Below are 17,211 nucleotides of genomic sequence, written 5' to 3'. Positions count from 1 at the left end.
AATGATACCTATTTTGTCCGAGATGATTGGGCCACAGGAAGGATGACGGTAAATTCGGAACCTTCGTTAACAACACTGTGAAGTTCGATGTCCCCACCCATTTGTTGCGCCAGGTGCCGGGAAATATGCAATCCAAGCCCTGTCCCTTCCTCCTTGCGGGAATACACATTGTCCGTTGCCTGGTGGAATTTTTCGAACACTAGATCCTGTTGATCCTGCGGGATGCCGATCCCCGTATCCCAGACCGTTACACCAATATAATAGGGATCAATTTTTTTCACCCGGACGCCGATTTGACCATATTCAGGGGTAAATTTGACCGCATTGCTCAATAGATTCACAAAAATCTGCGTCGCACGACGTTCGTCAACCTTGACCATAATACCGTCAGGTATTATCACATTTTCCGTATCCAGATGTTTGCTTTGGGCCCGCAGGATCGTCAGGTTCAGCGCTTTCTGAATAATGTCATCCAGGGGCACTTCCGTAATATCCAGAGACAGCTTCCCGCTTTCCAGAACCGCCACATCCAACACGTCATTGATCAATTCCAGCAGATGGCGCCCCGCATTCATGATATCCTTGCTATAATTCACATATTGAGGGTTGAGTTCGCCAAACACCTGCATTTTCATGGCCTCGGCAAAACCGATAATGGCATTCAGCGGCGTTCTCAGTTCATGACTCATGGCCGCCAGAAATTCACTTTTTGCCGACAGCGCCGCTTCTGCCGTAGCAGAAGCCATATCGAGCTGGATATTTTTATTGGTCAATTCCTCTAGCGTATTTTCCAGCGACTTCTGAATAGCCAATGTTTCAAAACGCGCCTTGTAATTGGCGGTGACGTCCATTCCCGCCCCCCGGTATCCCTGAAAAGCGCCGGTCACAGAATCAAACAGCGGTACCCCACTTAAATGGATATAAATTTCCTCGTCGTCCTGTCCTTTAAGCAACAAGAGATAATCCCGGAACGGCTTGTATTCATCCATAAAATCATCACAGGTTATTTCCTGGCCGTCATGATCTTTTTTCAGCCGGCCGAGTTCTTCAAACCGTTTGCCATGCATCATAAAGGCCGGCACCCCGGTCAAAGCCGTCAGACGATCAGAAACAAAGGTTATCTTGTATTCACGATCCACTTCCCAGTACCAGTCGGACGTGGCCCGGGCAAAATCCCGGAACCTTTGCTGCATCAGGGTTTCGTCCTGCACGCTTTGATGTTGCTTGGTGCAGTCCACATAGGTGCCCCCCACAGCAATCACATAGCCATTGTCATCACAAATGGGAAAATGCCGTGACCGGTACAGACGCACTATCCCCTCCATCACGATCTGTTCCTCTGTCGTCACGGTCTGGCGGGTCAGTTGCACTTCATTGAGAATCGCAACCAGGCTGGGCGGCAGGCTGTTGCCTTTTTCCGGAGGCGCAGGAAACCCGATCTGAGCGGAACGGTGCGCCAGATTCCTGTAGGCGTCATTGACAAAAATTAGCTCCCCGGATACCGACGCCACATAAAGCGGTACACTGTCGTCGATATTCATGTGTTCCAGCAGGGCCTGAACCTGGTCAATCAGTTTTGCCGACCCGTTTTTTTCACTTCTGCGCCGTTTCTGGCGCAGCTTCTGCACCATTTCCATGGGTACGATCGTACGATTGTCAGCTTGCCGCATGGCCGCCGCCTGTGTCATCCCCTCAACATTCCCCTGTTTCCCGTGCATGGCTCATATCGCTTTTTTTACATCCGCCAGTGCATTCTGGTAGCCAAAGTCCCGCTGCCAGAATCGGACCGCCGTTTTGGCATTTTTTGGTTTTATATCATTATACAATACAAGTATAGATTTCAGCAAACTTGTCGCCCGGGCCTTGCCGCCGGTCCGAGCCTGCATTACCAACAAAAATAATGACGTAAAATCTTCTTTATTTAGATCAATCGACTTGGCAATTACGGCCAAACTTTCCCCAGTTCTTTCCCGGAATGCGCGCCAGATAATGCGAACATTCAGGCCACTGATTTCCCCAAGACAGGCCACCGCAAGGTTGACTTTTTGCTGGCGCAGACATTGCAAGACAAACCGCGCATCAAGCTTGCCCGCCTCGGTCAGTTTCCGGGCCAGCTTTTGGGCCTCCTTCATGGCGCTGTTGGGATCGTCATAATTTTGCAGGCTGTGTTTAGTGGCCATTTCCAATGCATCATCCAACACCACCTCATCCACGTCAAATTCAGTGATGATCTTGCGCCTAAGTACCGCGGAAACCCACCAATACATCCGATAGGCCAGATCCGGCGGCAAATCCTGACGGTTAAGCAAAGGTTCCTGAAACCTGTCAAAGGTTTTAGATTCTGCCACCAGATATTCCATGGACTGCCGTGAAATTTCCGCATTCTCATTGCGGATCAATGCCTCGATCACGTCTTCACCGCCATGCTTCAGCAGGGAATCGCTGACGTCTTCACTGACATGTTCCCGGATGGCAATGGCCATACGATGCGCATCAGTCCGATTGCGGATAATTTCAATCAAATCCGCATCTTTCAACAGGCTGCTTTGTTCCAGGACGGGGCGTGCGACCTCGATGCTGTCATTGGCAAGTATGGCCACCAGCTCGGAAGAAATATCTGTATGAGTGGCGAGACGAGCGGCCAGATCCTTACGGATATGTTTTTCCACATTCAGGATCAGCTTGGAGAGTATATCGCTCATGAGCGCCCGTTCATGTTCATTCAGGCGACCAGCAGGAGACAGAAAAAGATCAGCGATATTTTCCACCAGTTCATTACGGGCGGAGATCGTCTTGTTCTGTGCAAGACTTATAAGATCTTCTGCATTATATCCATTTTGCATAGCACCCATAAGGTTCTTCTGCCTGTTTGTTATCTCTGCTCATCCAGAGCACGGAATCAAGTGTCCGACAGTTTTAACTATCTTTTCCTACCTACAGTATTATACCGAGCGTTAAAAAATCATAAAAATTACCTGAGGAATACGCGCAAATTTCCTTGGGGAGATTTATAACTATTTGTTCAATAAAGAGTTAACTTAGAGCAGAACATGTTTTGTTGAAACAAAAAAGACATAGTACAATCCCGTATGACCACAAAAAATGGTTGTGATGGAATTAAATCCTGCATTTGAGTCCGAAAATGGCGAGTTTTCAGGCTCCAATGTGTTACTCTCCCGCCATGACACATCAGGAATACCTTGCAAAACTGACCCAAGACGAATGTTATACGGCGTTGAGCACTCGGGACCGTCGTTACGACGGCCGCTTTTTCACCGCAGTCCTTAGCACGGGCATCTATTGTCGTCCGATCTGTCCGGCCCGTACGCCCAAACGTGAAAACTGCCTGTTTCTGCCAACCGCCGCTGCTGCCGAGGCGGCAGGATTCCGCCCCTGTTTGCGATGCCGGCCGGAGGTGGCTCCACATTTACCCGGCTGGCAGGGTACCTCCGCAACGGTTTCCCGTGCCCTGCGGCTGATTGAGGAAGGAGCCCTGAATGACGGCTCGTTGGAGGAACTGTCAAACAGAGTTGGTCTAGGAGCACGCCATTTACGTCGGCTTTTTGAGCAGCATCTTGGGGCTTCTCCGAAACAGATCGCCACAACCCGCCGGCTGCTGTTCGCCAAACAGCTTATTACGGAAACCGCTCTGCCCCTGACCGAGGTGGCGCTGGCGGCTGGTTTTAACAGCCTCAGACGATTTAATGACGCCTTTAAAAGAGCCTACAAGATGACTCCACGGGATATGCGGCGGTACACGCCATCTGCCCCCGAAGGAGAAGCCCGGCTGCTCACATTGCGACTGGACTATGCCCCGCCCTTCGACTGGCACGGCCTGATCGCCTTCTGGAAACCCCGCGCCATTTCCGGCATAGAACACATCAGCGCAACCGGATATGGTCGCAACTTTATATTTCAGGGGAAAAGAGGCCGGTTTCACATCGAACATTGCCCACAGAACCATCTTTTGTATGCCCGGATTGATTATCCGGACATCACGGTATTGCCTTTGCTGGTCGCCAAAATACGTCGGCTTTTTGACCTGGACAGCCCTGTTTCAGCGATTGCGGAATTCCTGCAACGGGACGCCCTGCTTGCCCCTTTGATCCGACACTATGGTACACTCAGAATTCCCGGCTGCTGGGACCCTTTTGAAATGACGGTTCGGGCTGTGCTCGGCCAGCAAGTGAGCGTCAAGGGCGCCACAACGCTGATCAGTCGCCTGGTTCGCCTCTGCAATGGCCTGCCTCCTCAACCAGCCCCCTCACAAAATACAGACCAGGAGACAGATCTGGTTTTTCCCACGCCGCACCAGGTCGCCAAGGCAAACCTTGGCTGTATCGGCCTACCGCGCGCCCGTCAACGGACCCTGCGGGAGCTCGCTGAAACCGTGGCGGAAAGACCGGATTTTTTTCAGTCAGGCCATACTGTGGACGACATCGTCACCCGGCTGTGCCGGATCAGGGGCATCGGCCCGTGGACCGCAAATTATGTCGCCATGCGGGCCTTGGGGGAAACGGATGCGTTTCCGGCCGCCGATCTCGGCTTGCTGAAAGCCTGCGCCTTAAATGGACGCAAGCCCTCATCACAGGAACTCCTGAAACGCGCCGAAGCCTGGCGACCGTTTCGGGCCTATGCCGCCCTTTATCTCTGGGCCTCGCTCACTCAAGACACAACAGGGGAAAAACCTCATGACCTCCTGCACTGCTGACTTTACACTCGACACCATCGACAGCCCCGTAGGCCGCCTTTTCGCCGTCAGCCGCGGCTCGCGTCTGTGCGCTCTTGATTTCGAAGACTATGAAGCGCGCATGGCCAAACTCCTGCAAAAAAGATATGGCGCAATAGAAATACGGCCCGAGCGAAATTCTGAATTACGCGATACGCTGGCAGCCTATTTTGACGGCGAACTGGACCGGCTTGAGAAAATCGATGTTGAAATGGAAGGCACCACTTTTCAGAAAAAAGTCTGGCGGGCGTTGCGGAACATTCCGGCCGGGACGACCTGGACCTATGGCGAACTTGCCCATTATATCGGACATCCTACCGCTGTCCGGGCTGTCGGGATGACCAACGGCCTGAACCCGATCGCCATCGTGGTGCCCTGCCATAGGGTCATTGGGGCCAACGGGAAATTGACAGGATATGCCGGGGGGCTGGCGCGCAAGAAAGCTCTCCTGGCGCATGAGCACGCCCACCACACCCCCCTCACCCTGTTTCAGACAAAGTCATGACGGGATGATCAGTTCCCGGATATGGTTAGCAATCCCCACCAGCACATCCCGGCGCACTGTGGTCTTACGATAATACAGGGCGATGGTCCGCGCCGGGGCCGGCTCGGCAAAAGGCAGATATACTATTCCTTCTTGTTCGCGAACAGCGAATTCCGGAATCAATGTCATGCCCACATTGGTCGCGACCATCTGTCGCAAGGTTTCCAGGCTTGTGGCCCGGAATTCGGTGTTTTCCTGTGCCCCCACAAGGGTACAAACTTCCAGAGCCTGTGTTCGCAGACAATGCCCTTCTTCCAGCAACAACAGACTTTCATGACGAATATCTTCCAACTTGATTTGAGGTCGTGACGCCAATGGGTGCCCCGCCGGTAGGGCCAGTAGGAATTTTTCGCTAAACAGACTTTCATGATCTAAAAGGTCTTCTTCCACCGGCATGGCCAGAAGCGCGGCCTCAATCACCCCGGTTTTGATTTTTTCTACCAGAACTTCGGTTTTTTCCTCCACCAGATATAAAGACAGATTGGGATAGAATTTATGCAGAGCCGGTATAATTTTGGGCAACAGATATGGCGCCAGGGTCGGAAAAGCCCCAAACAGAATTCGCCCGGAAAAAGGATCGGAAAACCCGGCAGCAATCTCGCGGATATTTTCCACTTCCTGAAGTATTACCCGCGCCCGCTCCACAATATGCCGCCCGGCTTCCGTGATCATGACCGATTTGTTGGTTCGTTCAAACAGCTTAACCCCCAATATGTCTTCCAGCTTTTTCAGTTGCATGCTCAGCGCCGGCTGGCTCACATGGCAGAGTTCCGCTGCCCGGCCGAAATGCCTTTTCTCCGCCACCGCCACCAGGTAAGTGAAATCCCGTATGTTCATCAGAAAACCTCATAAATAACTTTTTCTTATTGATATACTAAAATCAATATATTGTACATATTGCACGAGATCTCTTAGGTTCCTTCTATCAACAACACTCAAGGAACCAACAGGAGACAAATATGATTAGTGTAGGGCAAAAACTTCCCGAATTTCGCGTACAGGCCACAGTATCCACTGACATCAATTCCGCATTTACGGAAATAACCGATAAAACCTATGCTGGGAAATGGCAGGTTCTGTTTTTCTGGCCGAAGGATTTCACCTTTGTCTGTCCGACGGAAATCGCCGCCTTCGGGGAAATGAACGAAGAATTTGAAGACCGGGACGCCCAGATCCTCGGTGCCAGCATCGACAGTGAGTTCGTCCACCTTGCCTGGCGTAATGATAAAGAGGAATTGCGGGACCTGCCCTTCCCCATGCTGGCCGATGTCAAACGCGACCTGTCCTCCGCCCTCGGCATTATCGACCCTGAGGCCGGCGTCGCCCAGCGGGCAGTATTCATCATTGATCCGGACGGTATCGTGCGGTTTGTCATGGTGACCGACATGAATGTGGGCCGTAACCCCAAGGAAGTCCTGCGGGTTCTTGATGCCCTGCAAACCGATGAACTCTGCCCCTGTAACTGGGAAAAAGGGCAGGAAACCCTCAAGATAAGTTAACCTTGCTCACCTGCACGGGCGATATGTCTGCGCTTTCGCCCGTGTCCCTCCCCAAGCTGTCAGAAGAAAGGATCAATTATGTCAATACAGGACCTGAAATCACGCCTGCCCGACTATGCCAAGGATATCAAACTCAACCTGTCCGCCGTTTTGTCGGAAGAAGGCGCTGAGGACCTCAGCCAACGTCAGATTTACGGCATCGCGCTGGCCAGTGCCTATGCTACAAGGAACAAGACCGTCATCGAAAGCCTTACCTTGGAGACGGAAGATAAAATCACAACCGAAGAAATGACTGCCGCCAAAGCCGCCGCTACAATCATGGGCATGAACAATGTCTATTACCGTTTCACCCATATGGTCAGCGACACGGATTATCGCAAACTGCCTGCGAAGCTGCGTATGAATGTCATTGGGCGTCCCGGCATCGAGAAAGTCGATTTCGAACTGTATTCCCTTGCCGTAAGCGCCATCAATGGCTGTGCCATGTGTATTGAAGCCCATGTTCACGAAGTGCTTAAAGCCGGCATCAGTAAAACCGGCATTCAGTCCGCTATTCGCATTGCCGCCGTCATCTCTGCGGCAGCTCAGGTGCTCACCATCGAAGATTACAGTTAAGGAACGCTTATTCCTCCCTCCCATCATACCTCTGAACTTCCCGGCCCGCAGGGCCGGGCTTTTTTGCTTTGCCGAAACAACTTAAGCCCATAAACTGTCTCTGACTGACGCAGAAGCTCGTGGGGAGGCAGGATAGTTATATGCCAGATTCAGACAGACAAAAACCGGCAGAAGAAGAATTTTCCTACATGCCGCAACGCAAAAGTTTTATCATCATCCTGGTGCTTCTGGTTTCCGCCTTTTTTCTCTGGGTGGTCCGCGATTATATTATTGTCATTCTGATGGCATCCATTTTCAGTGCACTTCTACAGCCTTTTTATGACCGTCTGCTTGCCGTTTTGGGAGAACGGCACCGCGCCGTCACTGCTGTCCTCCTGTTGATTGTTCTAATTATCGGGGTGGGCATCCCGCTGGTGGGGATTTTATCACTGGCCGCGGCCGAAGGATTGAAAATCTCCCAGGTCGCCATCACCTGGATTGAACAACAGATCAATCAGCCCGGCGCGCTTAAGGAGCTGTTGCCGGCCTGGCTACCCTTTAGCGAAGAACTGGTATTGTATAAGTCAACAATCCTCTCAAAGCTCGCGGAATGGGCCGGCACGGCAAGCGGTTTTATTGTCAAGATGCTGTCCGCCGCAACACAGGGCACCGCGCGTATGCTGGTTGATTTTTTTATCCTGTTTTATGCCATGTTTTTTTTCCTGATCTGGGGACATGGGACCATTGATGTGATTTCCCGGCATCTGCCACTGAGTGAGGATGATCGCATCCTGATCCGGGAAAAAGGGTTGTTCATGTCCCGGGCCATGCTGAAAAGCATTCTGATCATTGGCTCTCTTCAGGGATTGCTTTTGGGACTGGCCTTTTGGGCTGTGGGGATTAACGGGGCCATATTCTGGGGCCTGATCGTGGTGTTGATTTCAGCGATTCCAGGGATCGGAGTCGGGCTGATCTGGATTCCAGCCGTCATTTATCTGGCCCTGAATGGTCAATATCTTTCCGCCGTCGGGCTCATCCTGTGGGGCGTACTGATTGTTGGCATGGTCGATAATATTCTCAGGCCCCGCCTGGTGCAGCGGGATACGAAAATGCCGGACCTTCTGGTGCTGGTCAGTACTCTGGGCGGCCTTGGCGCGTTTGGCGCCGTGGGGATCATTCTGGGCCCTGTACTCGCGGCGGTCATGATCACGGTTCTGGGCATCTATCGCAATGCTTTCAAAACAAATCTAGAGTGAATGGTGAAGAAGTTGCCCCCTGAATGAGACCAAGGACAGCTCCCTGCCCCCGGTCCCTAAGTCTGATCCGTATCCTGCTGGCAGGGTTCATATGGGTACTGCTCGGATTCAGCTATTTGTTGGTAGATCGTTTTTTTGAGTGATGTCTTTTTGATTGATTATATAGGTCATCACACTGCGTAATTTGGCGGGATGCACGGGTTTGTGGAGCAAAATAAAACCACTTTTCTTCGCATCCCGGATGCGCTCTTTTTCCGTATCAGCCGTCACAATCAACCCGGGCACCTCGCGGCCGAGTGAAGCCTGCAGCTTGCGGATGGCCTGATCCCCGGTCAGACCATCCTTCAGGCGATAGTCTGCAATAATCAGATCCGGCTCATACCCTTCAAAGTCGATAAAAAGTTCCGCCGCCGCGGGCCCCTCAAAGGCATAAACCCGATGCCCCCATAAGGAGATCATTTCCCGCATGCTGTCCCGAGAGCTTTCTTCGTCATCAATTACCAGGATTTGATATGTCTGTTCCATCACCAGCTGTTTACCGCGTTCTTGGGGAGTGATGATCCGGGTTTTATCACCCAGGGGGATCTGGACGGAGAATGTGGTCCCCTTGCCTTCTTCCGATCTCAGGGTGATTGGGTGTTTGAGCAAACGGCATAACCCTTCCACGATGGACAGACCAAGTCCCAGTCCCTTTTGCCGGTCCCGCTCCGGGTTGCCAAGTTGAAAGAATTCCCTGAACACCTCCTGGCACTTATCGGCCGGAATGCCTGGCCCGCTATCGCTCACCTGGATGGCCAGTGTGGTTGGATGGCGTTCATAATGCACTTTGACAAAACCAAAATGCGTATAACGAATGGCGTTGGAAATCAGATTGCGGATAATCCGGCTCAGCATGGCCCGGTCACTGTAGACAATGACATCGTTACAGTCCTCAAACTCCAGGGAGAGTCCCTTTGCCTGAGCCTCGGGAATAAAATCGTTTTTAATTTCCTCAATGATGTCCCCGAGATCGAAATGGACTTTAGTGGGACTAAGAATGCCGGCTTCGATTTTCGACAGATCCAGCAGGCTGGTCAGGAGGTCTCGCAGGGCCTCAAGTGAATTATCCACCTTTTTTGCCAAAGCAACCAGTTTCGGCGTCGTGGCTTCCATGACCAAGGCTTCCACAAAAAAGCCCATGGCATGAAGGGGTTGGCGCAGGTCATGGCTGGCGGTAGCCAAAAACCGGGTTTTGGCTTCATTGTTCCTGACCGCGATTTCGCGAGCAGCTTCGGCGTTTTCCTTTTCCCGCTTCAACCGCTCAATGAGATCCTTGTTCTCCAGACTGAGTTTTATGGTTCTGGCCACCTCTTTTTCTGCCAGAAAGCTGTAAAACACATTCAAGGCCAAAAAAATCAACCCCAGCGCGCCCACCATAACCAGCACGTCTTCGTTGCTCAGCAGACAGCGCAGGGAAAAAGGCAGGGCGACAGGAATCACAAAGGCGATATAGGCCGGTTTATAATTGGAAAGCGAAGCTAGTGAGCCAGCCACCAGTCCGTTAAATAACGTGGCCGCCAGAACCGCCACAAATACATTATCCACAACCGGCAGCAAAAGGCCAAGACTGCCCCAGACCACTCCTGAACTAAAGGAAAATATGATAAGCGCCAACGCATGTCGGCGGGCATGATCCCCAAATTTTTCATCTTGGCGGGCCATTTGGCAATGCCCAAACCGCACCCCGCTCAACACAATAATCGCGATCAGCCAAAGGATAACAGTCTGTATCGGCACCCATTGCACAATGCAAAAGGACACCACAATAGCCACGACAGAATTGAGCAACATAATGGAGGGAACATGATCAAAATGCCATTTGACCTGTTCTGCGACAAGATGACGATCCCTGGTTTTCAACAGCATGAAAGAGGGGTCCTAAGCAGACTGAATCAGCCCCTCCTGAAGGGCCGCCAGCGCCGCTTCGGTTCTGTTATTGACGTTCAGAACCTGGAAAATGGCTGATATATGTACCCGGACCGTATTGTCCGCGATGCCCAATGTCCGGGCAATTTCCTTATTGGACTTGCCCAAGGTGATTAACCGCAAAATCTCCAGTTGACGGGTGGTGAGACTATGAAAGTTTCTTGCCCTTTCCTGGGGATCTTCCTGGAGGATATTATCCGGGACATAACGCCCGCCTTTCAGAATCAGCCTCAGGGCCTGGAGCATGACCTCACTGCCCAGTGATTTGGGAATATATCCCATGACCCCCATTTCCATGGCTTTGCGGATCAGGCCCCCGTCTTCGGCGCCGGACAGGATAGCAACCGGCAAAACGGGATTCATATCCCGCACAGCCTTAACCCCCTGCAAACCGGACATGTCAGGCAGATCCAGATCCAACAACACCAGATCAACATTATCATCCCCCCGTATGATCGCCATGGCGTCCTCATAAGTCCCCGCCTCAAGTATCTTCAGATCATCCTCCAACTGGGATAACACATGTTTCAGGCCATCTCTGAATAAAGTATGGTCATCCACCAGTAGCATACGCATGGTTGTCCTTTCGGTCGTCTTGTATATCTTCCTATGATGAGGGTTTAACGGGGAATGGTGTATTGGACCTCTTGATGTTTTTTCTTCTTCGACTGGATAATTTCCAGTTCTTCCAAAAGGTTAGACCCAGCTATACCCCTTCAGGAAGTTTATCCGAACAGTTTAGCGATACTGAAGAAAAGAAAACATCACGATATGTTCATCCGCCTCAGAAATTTCCCATCTTTCCCGACACTTTACCCCTTCTGCCTATTTGCTCTCATAGATTGTACACATATTTTTATGAAAATCCAGCCTCTAGTACTAGCATAAATGTACTACACGCTTAATCGTTATGTCGTATTTACTCGCCGCAGGGAAAACCATACTATGTTGCCTGGATTAAATATCCAACTTGCTTAGCTTACATGCCGCAAGCAGCTTTGGGGGACTATAAAGAAGGGACACTTTACCTTTGCCGTTGGGGGTCGGATTGGTCAAGTGTCCCTTCTATTCGTAAGTGCCTTTTTATACCCAAAGCCTCAGGCAAAAGCAATGATTCCAGCATAAATACACTCCAATAAACTACACGCCATAAGGCGCCTGGCAAGGGTTGCTCTACATCAACACGCTATACAGGGAGAAATCAGTGACTGAGTTGTTCGAGTTCGGGATGAAGATATTAAAAAGCCAGCCCTTTAGTGTTCTTATCGGGACAGAATTAGAGGTATTTGAGCCAGGCATGGCTACACTCAGCATACCCATTCAGGACAAACTGAAACAGCAGCATGGTTTCGTGCATGGCGGGGTCGTGAGTTATCTCGCCGATAATGCACTAACTTACGCGGGGGGATCGGTGCTGGGCGATTCAGTCACTTCCGAATATAAAATCAACTACCTTCGTCCTGCGCTCGGAGAAAAGCTGATCGCCCGGGCCTCTGTTGTGTCTTCAGGAAAAACACAGGCCGTATGCCAATGCAAGGTTTTTGCGGTAGCCAATGGCGAAGAGCGAGTTGTGGCGTTGGCGCAAGGCACCATTCGCAAAGTAAATGCACAAAAGTAACCCACGAGAAGCGTCCGGTGGGGTCAGATTAGTGTGTAATGGTCTGGATCTGATGTGTAATGGTCTTGATCTGACAGAGACCGATTTTCAGTTGGCGTCTGTCTGGTTAAATGTTCGAGAATGGTTCTGTGGAAACGTTCACAGATGCCGTCCGTCTGCGGCGGCTTCACCTTTGTTTTGATATGCTCATTCCGATCCCGCACCGGTCCCGTGCCAAATTGAAAAGGCCGGGCTTGTGTTTGACGATACGGTCAAGCCTGAACCAATTCATCTCAGGATGACCTAGGCTGAATCGACATTCATCGCATCCATATCATTGATGCGGCGAGGAGGGTGAAGGCGAGGAAGTTGCAGGCTTTTCGGTCATATCGCGTTGCGATACGGCGCCAGTCCTTGAGTTTGCCGAACATATTCTCGACCTTGTGTCGCAGACGGTACAGGGCTTTGTCATAGGCGATCTGCTGGCGTCTGTTGCGCTTTGGAGGGATGCAGGGGCTGATCCCGCGCTTGATGAGGTCCTCCCTGAACCAGTTGGCGTCATAGCCCTTGTCGGCCAGCAAGTCCCGTGACGGCAGCAGGTGCGGCGCGAGCATGGCCGCTCCCTTGAAATCGCTGGCATTGCCCGACGTCAGGCACAGGAGGCGCGGCCTGCCTTCACCGTCACAAACCGCATGAAGCTTCGAGTTCAGTCCGCCTTTCGGGCGGCCAATGTCGCGGGAAACATCCCCTTTTTTGCCAGACTGGCGGCCGTCCGGTGTGCTTTCAGGTGTGTGGCATCTATCTGGAGCTGGTCCGGGACATCCCGAGACGCCAACTCCGTGAATATCCTGTCGAACACTCCCCTCTCGCTCCAGCGCTTGAAGCGATTATACAAAGTCTTGTGAGGGCCATACTCTCTCGGCGCATCACGCCACTGAAGCCCCCGCTTCAGCACATGGATAATCCCGCTGATGACCCGCCGGTCATCACCCCGTGGCACACCATGCGCCAGCGGGAAAAAGGGTTGGATGCGCGCCAGTTGGTCGTCGGTAAGGTAATACAAATCAGTCATGGTGGAAGCTCCTGCCACAACGTTGAATCATAATGCCCAAAAATACACCATACCTAAATTAATAGGTCCTGAGCCTAGCAGAAGGACACCAATCTGAAACAAAAGTGCGAAAAATTCTGGACACTACCCGAGCACCGCACCACAAAGATCCGCCCACTCCGTCATAGGCCTGATCGATCACATGGCTGTTGTCGCCAAAGCGTATCCGGGTCTGCCGCCCCGCAATATCATAGCATTGGTCCGGGAAGCGGCGCAGGTCGCCCCGAGCGCCGCTAAAGACCTTGTGGGTCATGAAAAGGAGATGACCTATGGAACATATAGCCCTGATGGTCTCTCCATAAAGCAACGTTTCAAAGTTATAGAAAACGTCTCAAAGTTATAGAAAAGGTGACATACCCGGGATTAAAAATTGTATTCCCTTAAGGCTACTGATCGCAGACTTGACTCGACCTGCCCACCACCTTCATTATTAAGCAAAAGGACATCGGGGTTTTATGTATTTATGCTACAAGACATCATTTAATCTTTCCACCACCTCTGTACTCACGTTGGTGGCCCGCCAGTTTTATAGTTTTCGTATACGTCCTACCGAACACCTAAGACTGGCAAGTGCATAGCCAATGCGCATCAAAGACGAAATACGGTTATTGGGATCTTTCTGGTTACCTGAAACCCCTGAAGACAAGATTTCGGGAATTCTGACTGTTTCTGATGGGGGAGATATCTCCCTAGAATTAATAGGGCTACTGACCAAGAAGAGTTCGCTTGTTTCATCGGGTTCCGATGTTATTAAGCGTATTGTTGGCGAAACCACTAAATATGGGTATGTGACCCTAGAACAATGCATAGAAATTCAAAGACAGTATTCAACTAGCCAACCGATATCCAAGATAACCGCAAATACGTTGTATGGAGGAGTTAGATATGATGCTGACGAAGAAGCAGCGTTTAACTCCTTCTCGTTTTCAGTTGATGGGCTAGACGAATGGCTGGGAATAAGTGGGTTTGAATATACATACTCGAATGCTCATAACGTAAACATTGACTTTAAGTTGCCTAACGATATCTCTTTTGAGTTAGCGGAAGAGCTCACATTGGAGTTTCTTTTTACATATCAGTCAGGGCATCAACTAACCCAAAAAGAGGCACTATTATCCCAAAAGGCATACATAAGGATTAAGTCAACCAATGAATTACCTTTAGAAAGATTCCAGAAACTAGCCAACAGAATCACCCACCTATTACGTCTAGCCATAGGACTCGAAGCATCGATTTCGGAAGTGGAGGTAACTTCAAAGGAGTTCGAGGGAAAGGTGGACGTATTTTATATGAGCACCCCATTCTCTCCAGAAGAACCACAAGTCGTGTCTCATTTCATGCTATTCAACCTAAATGATATGAAGAGCGACACGTTCAAGCTATGGCTCACACACTTTGACAAGTATTCACCGACATTCAATTCCTATTTTGCAATTCAGCCGAGTTCAAAGAGACTACTGGAGGAGCGGTATATCACTTTGATAGGAGGTTTAGAGAGCTATAGTCGCAGGTCCAACAACAAAAAACTGATGGACCAAAATCAATACGATCAATTGATTGATGGGATCATAGATAAGTGCCCATTGGAACACCAGGAATGGCTAGAAGGGCGTCTTAAGTTTGGAAACGAAATAGCGTTACGCGAACGTGTAATGGGTCTAATTGAGCCTTTTCAAGGCTATTTTGGATCAAAGAAAGCAAGAAAGAACTTGGTATCTAAAATAGTGGATACTAGAAATTATCTTACTCATTTCAATGAAGATTTGGAGAAACAATCAGCAAAAGGAACCAGACTATTAAGCTTGATTTTTGTCCTAGAAGCTCTGTATCAACTCCACTTCTTGTCTCTCCTCGGCTTTTCGAAGGAAAAAATCGCAGCGATTGTTAAAACCAAGCCGTCAATACGAGACAGGATAGAGCATGCAAAATCCTCCACGTCTTCTGGAAGCTAGAAATACTCAGTTAAGACAGCGGGTTCGGAGTCTATTCTTTGATATCAACAACATTCCGACTAGAAGAAAGGCAACGTTGGAGGGGGCATCTACTCCAATGACAAACCCTGAAATATTTCCAGTGTCATTGTAGAGATAACCCGAAACATATTCTCCAGTCACAGTGTCATAGACATAAGACATTTCTGAAAAGATTAAGGCGCTGTCCTGTTCGATCATTTTCTCAATGTACTGCGCCACACTAGAGTGAATTGTGAAGAGGTTGACCCCTTCAATAAGAACCGCATCAATCACACGGTCGCGCAAATATGTAACACAAATATGCGACGCACTTCGCGTTACGATACATCTAACTTATTGTTTTTATTGAATATTTGGAAGTTGGTAGCGGAGGAGGGACTCGAACCCCCGACACGCGGATTATGATTCCGCTGCTCTAACCAGCTGAGCTACTCCGCCCCTGAACAGACCTGCCGCCCGGTGCTGCCTTCCGGCCTTCTCTGGCCGGACCAAACCGGACCGGTACTCCCGAACGGGAACGAGTGGGGTATATCGCCTGATCCCGGCTTAGTCAATCGTATTTTTACCCCAGAAGAGGATTTTTTTAACCAGCAGAGCGCATGCCCCTCTCCCCCTCAGCTTCCCCCTCATTCCCACCTCAGGCCCCATCTCAGGCTGCCGCGGCCTCCCAAGCACCGAGGCTGCGCGTAATCCAGCCTCCGCCGAGCACCCGGTCCCCCTCATAAAACACACAGGCCTGACCTGGTGAAACGCCGGCCTCCGGCATCTCCAGCACCACCCGCGCCCGCGCCTCCCCCTCGGCATACAATCTCGCCGCCACTGGCGGGCGGGTCGAGCGCACCTTGGCCTCAACGGCCATCCCCGCTTCAGGGATCGCCCCCTCGCCCAGCCAGTTCACTTCTTTCAGCAGCAATGTGTGAGTCTCAAGCGCCTCTTTCGGCCCGACCACCACCTGCCGGCGTTCCGGTTCCAACTTCACCACATAAAGCGGATCGCCCCCCCCGATCCCCAGACCACGGCGCTGGCCGATAGTATAATGGATAATGCCCTTGTGCTGCCCCAGTACCCGGCCATCAATATGCACAATCTCCCCGGGCTCGGAAGCACCGGGACGCAACCGTTCAATAACGCTCACATAACTGCCATTGGGCACGAAACAGATGTCCTGACTGTCGGGTTTGGCCGCCACCTCCAGCCCGTATTTCGCCGCCAGCCGGCGCACCTCGTCCTTATGCAGGCTGCCCAGAGGAAAGCGCAGGTAATCCAGCTGCGCCTGCGTGGTGGCGAACAGAAAATAGCTCTGATCCCGGCTTCCGTCCACCGCCCGAAGCATCCGTGCATGTCCGCCGCTCAGGGTCTGGCGCACATAATGGCCAGTGGCCAGCACATCCGCCTCCAGATCCCGGGCGGTTTCCAGCAGATCCTTGAACTTCACTTCCTGATTGCACCGCACACAGGGAATCGGCGTCTCCCCGCGGATATAGCTGTCGGCAAACTCCTCCATTACACTGTCTTTAAAGCGGCTTTCATAATCCAGCACATAATGGGGAATACCGATGGCCTCCGCCACCCGCCGCGCGTCATGAATGTCCTGCCCGGCACAGCAGGCGCCTTTTTTCTGCACCGCCACACCATGATCATAAAGCTGCAACGTGATGCCGACCACATCGTAGCCTTCATCTTTAAGCAGCGCCGCCACAACGGAGCTGTCCACCCCGCCGGACATGGCCACCACCACCCGCGTTTCCGCCACGGGCTTGGCCAACCCGAGGGAGTTGAAGCCGCGCTTTGGCGCATTCGACCCTTCTGCCACGGCGATATGTGAAACCTGAGAATTTTCCATAATGCGCAGATACCGCATCCCGGGGCAAACTTCAAGGCCTTGCAACAATATTCTGCCCTTTTCTGCGCCCTTGAGGAAGGTTCTCCTGTCCCAGAGTGAG

15 protein-coding genes and 1 tRNA gene are annotated in these 17,211 nt (G+C 51.3%); 7 read left to right on the top strand and 9 right to left on the bottom strand.

Annotated features, from left to right (window positions below; all coding sequences use genetic code 11):
* Nucleotides 1–8: 8 nt before the first annotated feature.
* Both FE788_RS06070 and FE788_RS06065 read right to left on the bottom strand, forming a co-directional pair.
* Nucleotides 9–1,688, bottom strand: coding sequence for a sensor histidine kinase (locus FE788_RS06070; RefSeq protein WP_168190300.1), 1,680 nt, complete (start codon nt 1,686–1,688; stop codon nt 9–11).
* A 33-nt stretch (nt 1,689–1,721) separates the two neighbouring features.
* Nucleotides 1,722–2,852, bottom strand: coding sequence for a DUF2336 domain-containing protein (locus FE788_RS06065; RefSeq protein WP_138379798.1), 1,131 nt, complete (start codon nt 2,850–2,852; stop codon nt 1,722–1,724).
* A gap of 329 nt (nt 2,853–3,181) precedes the next feature.
* On the opposite strand from FE788_RS06065, the gene FE788_RS06060 reads away from it, so the two are divergent.
* Together FE788_RS06060 and FE788_RS06055 are read left to right on the top strand one after the other, a co-directional pair.
* Nucleotides 3,182–4,711 carry a DNA-3-methyladenine glycosylase 2 family protein gene (locus FE788_RS06060; protein ID WP_138379797.1) on the top strand — a complete coding sequence of 510 codons (1,530 nt, stop codon included), beginning with the start codon at nt 3,182–3,184 and terminating at the stop codon, nt 4,709–4,711.
* Nucleotides 4,692–5,234 carry a methylated-DNA--[protein]-cysteine S-methyltransferase gene (locus tag FE788_RS06055; RefSeq protein ID WP_138379796.1) on the top strand — a complete coding sequence of 181 codons (543 nt, stop codon included), beginning with the start codon at nt 4,692–4,694 and terminating at the stop codon, nt 5,232–5,234. Before FE788_RS06060 ends, FE788_RS06055 begins: the two co-directional genes overlap by 20 nt.
* Here the strand turns inward: FE788_RS06055 and FE788_RS06050 are convergent.
* Nucleotides 5,229–6,110, bottom strand: a complete 882-nt coding sequence (locus tag FE788_RS06050) for a LysR substrate-binding domain-containing protein (protein WP_138379795.1) — start codon at nt 6,108–6,110, stop codon at nt 5,229–5,231. The genes FE788_RS06055 and FE788_RS06050 overlap by 6 nt on opposite strands.
* A gap of 122 nt (nt 6,111–6,232) precedes the next feature.
* On the opposite strand from FE788_RS06050, the gene FE788_RS06045 reads away from it, so the two are divergent.
* The 3 genes from FE788_RS06045 (at nt 6,233) to FE788_RS06035 (ending at nt 8,622) form a co-directional block, all read left to right on the top strand.
* Nucleotides 6,233–6,772 (top strand): peroxiredoxin, encoded by a 540-nt coding sequence (locus FE788_RS06045; protein ID WP_138379794.1) that lies wholly within the window; start codon nt 6,233–6,235, stop codon nt 6,770–6,772.
* A gap of 78 nt (nt 6,773–6,850) precedes the next feature.
* Entirely contained in the window at nt 6,851–7,387 is a 537-nt protein-coding gene (gene ahpD / locus FE788_RS06040) for an alkylhydroperoxidase, AhpD family (RefSeq protein WP_138379793.1), read from the top strand.
* A gap of 140 nt (nt 7,388–7,527) precedes the next feature.
* Entirely contained in the window at nt 7,528–8,622 is a 1,095-nt protein-coding gene (locus tag FE788_RS06035; protein WP_210414163.1) for an AI-2E family transporter, read from the top strand.
* 108 nt (nt 8,623–8,730) lie between these two features.
* Here the strand turns inward: FE788_RS06035 and FE788_RS06030 are convergent, their stop codons facing one another.
* Both FE788_RS06030 and FE788_RS06025 read right to left on the bottom strand, forming a co-directional pair.
* The gene (locus tag FE788_RS06030; protein WP_138379792.1) at nt 8,731–10,527 is read right to left on the bottom strand and encodes an ATP-binding response regulator; all 1,797 of its coding nucleotides are present in this window, start codon (nt 10,525–10,527) and stop codon (nt 8,731–8,733) included.
* Nucleotides 10,528–10,539: 12 nt separating this feature from the next.
* The gene (locus tag FE788_RS06025; RefSeq protein ID WP_138379791.1) at nt 10,540–11,163 is read right to left on the bottom strand and encodes a response regulator; all 624 of its coding nucleotides are present in this window, start codon (nt 11,161–11,163) and stop codon (nt 10,540–10,542) included.
* Nucleotides 11,164–11,791: 628 nt separating this feature from the next.
* On the opposite strand from FE788_RS06025, the gene FE788_RS06020 reads away from it, so the two are divergent.
* Nucleotides 11,792–12,205 (top strand): PaaI family thioesterase, encoded by a 414-nt coding sequence (locus FE788_RS06020; protein ID WP_342779546.1) that lies wholly within the window; start codon nt 11,792–11,794, stop codon nt 12,203–12,205.
* Between the two features lie 299 nt (nt 12,206–12,504).
* Here the strand turns inward: FE788_RS06020 and FE788_RS06010 are convergent.
* Together FE788_RS06010 and FE788_RS06005 are read right to left on the bottom strand one after the other, a co-directional pair.
* Nucleotides 12,505–13,256, bottom strand: a protein-coding gene (locus FE788_RS06010; RefSeq protein ID WP_425462978.1) for an IS5 family transposase whose coding sequence is annotated in 2 segments (ribosomal slippage) — nt 12,505–12,917 and nt 12,917–13,256 — 753 coding nt in all. Because the reading frame shifts where the segments join, the coding sequence is not laid out codon by codon here.
* A 58-nt stretch (nt 13,257–13,314) separates the two neighbouring features.
* The gene (locus FE788_RS06005; RefSeq protein WP_138379789.1) at nt 13,315–13,548 is read right to left on the bottom strand and encodes a hypothetical protein; all 234 of its coding nucleotides are present in this window, start codon (nt 13,546–13,548) and stop codon (nt 13,315–13,317) included.
* 328 nt (nt 13,549–13,876) lie between these two features.
* Here FE788_RS06005 and FE788_RS06000 point away from each other — a divergent pair, with 328 nt between their 5' ends.
* A complete protein-coding gene (locus tag FE788_RS06000) occupies nt 13,877–15,247 on the top strand; it encodes an ApeA N-terminal domain 1-containing protein (protein WP_138379788.1) in 1,371 nt (456 codons plus the stop codon).
* A 382-nt stretch (nt 15,248–15,629) separates the two neighbouring features.
* Here FE788_RS06000 and FE788_RS05995 read toward each other — a convergent pair.
* Both FE788_RS05995 and mnmA read right to left on the bottom strand, forming a co-directional pair.
* Nucleotides 15,630–15,706 (bottom strand) — tRNA-Met (locus FE788_RS05995).
* A gap of 211 nt (nt 15,707–15,917) precedes the next feature.
* Nucleotides 15,918–17,111, bottom strand: coding sequence for a tRNA 2-thiouridine(34) synthase MnmA (mnmA, locus tag FE788_RS05990; RefSeq protein ID WP_138379787.1), 1,194 nt, complete (start codon nt 17,109–17,111; stop codon nt 15,918–15,920).
* Nucleotides 17,112–17,211: the final 100 nt, after the last annotated feature.

The organism is Luteithermobacter gelatinilyticus (assembly GCF_005849285.1).
Classification (GTDB): domain Bacteria; phylum Pseudomonadota; class Alphaproteobacteria; order Sphingomonadales; family Emcibacteraceae; genus Luteithermobacter; species Luteithermobacter gelatinilyticus.
The sequence above is the reverse complement of the archived record's forward strand: the minus strand, read 5'-3'. Positions and strand labels throughout refer to the sequence as shown.

Excerpts from the sequence above, each read along its gene's own strand:
- FE788_RS06070 (WP_168190300.1), bottom strand. The coding sequence starts at position 1,688 with ATGACACAGGCGGCGGCCATGCGGCAAGCTGACAATCGTACGATCGTA.
- FE788_RS06065 (WP_138379798.1), bottom strand. The coding sequence starts at position 2,852 with ATGGGTGCTATGCAAAATGGATATAATGCAGAAGATCTTATAAGTCTT.
- FE788_RS06060 (WP_138379797.1), top strand. The coding sequence starts at position 3,182 with ATGACACATCAGGAATACCTTGCAAAACTGACCCAAGACGAATGTTAT.
- FE788_RS06055 (WP_138379796.1), top strand. The coding sequence starts at position 4,692 with ATGACCTCCTGCACTGCTGACTTTACACTCGACACCATCGACAGCCCC.
- FE788_RS06050 (WP_138379795.1), bottom strand. The coding sequence starts at position 6,110 with ATGAACATACGGGATTTCACTTACCTGGTGGCGGTGGCGGAGAAAAGG.
- FE788_RS06045 (WP_138379794.1), top strand. The coding sequence starts at position 6,233 with ATGATTAGTGTAGGGCAAAAACTTCCCGAATTTCGCGTACAGGCCACA.
- ahpD (WP_138379793.1), top strand. The coding sequence starts at position 6,851 with ATGTCAATACAGGACCTGAAATCACGCCTGCCCGACTATGCCAAGGAT.
- FE788_RS06035 (WP_210414163.1), top strand. The coding sequence starts at position 7,528 with ATGCCAGATTCAGACAGACAAAAACCGGCAGAAGAAGAATTTTCCTAC.
- FE788_RS06030 (WP_138379792.1), bottom strand. The coding sequence starts at position 10,527 with ATGCTGTTGAAAACCAGGGATCGTCATCTTGTCGCAGAACAGGTCAAA.
- FE788_RS06025 (WP_138379791.1), bottom strand. The coding sequence starts at position 11,163 with ATGCGTATGCTACTGGTGGATGACCATACTTTATTCAGAGATGGCCTG.
- FE788_RS06005 (WP_138379789.1), bottom strand. The coding sequence starts at position 13,548 with ATGACCCACAAGGTCTTTAGCGGCGCTCGGGGCGACCTGCGCCGCTTC.
- FE788_RS06000 (WP_138379788.1), top strand. The coding sequence starts at position 13,877 with ATGCGCATCAAAGACGAAATACGGTTATTGGGATCTTTCTGGTTACCT.
- mnmA (WP_138379787.1), bottom strand. The coding sequence starts at position 17,111 with ATGGAAAATTCTCAGGTTTCACATATCGCCGTGGCAGAAGGGTCGAAT.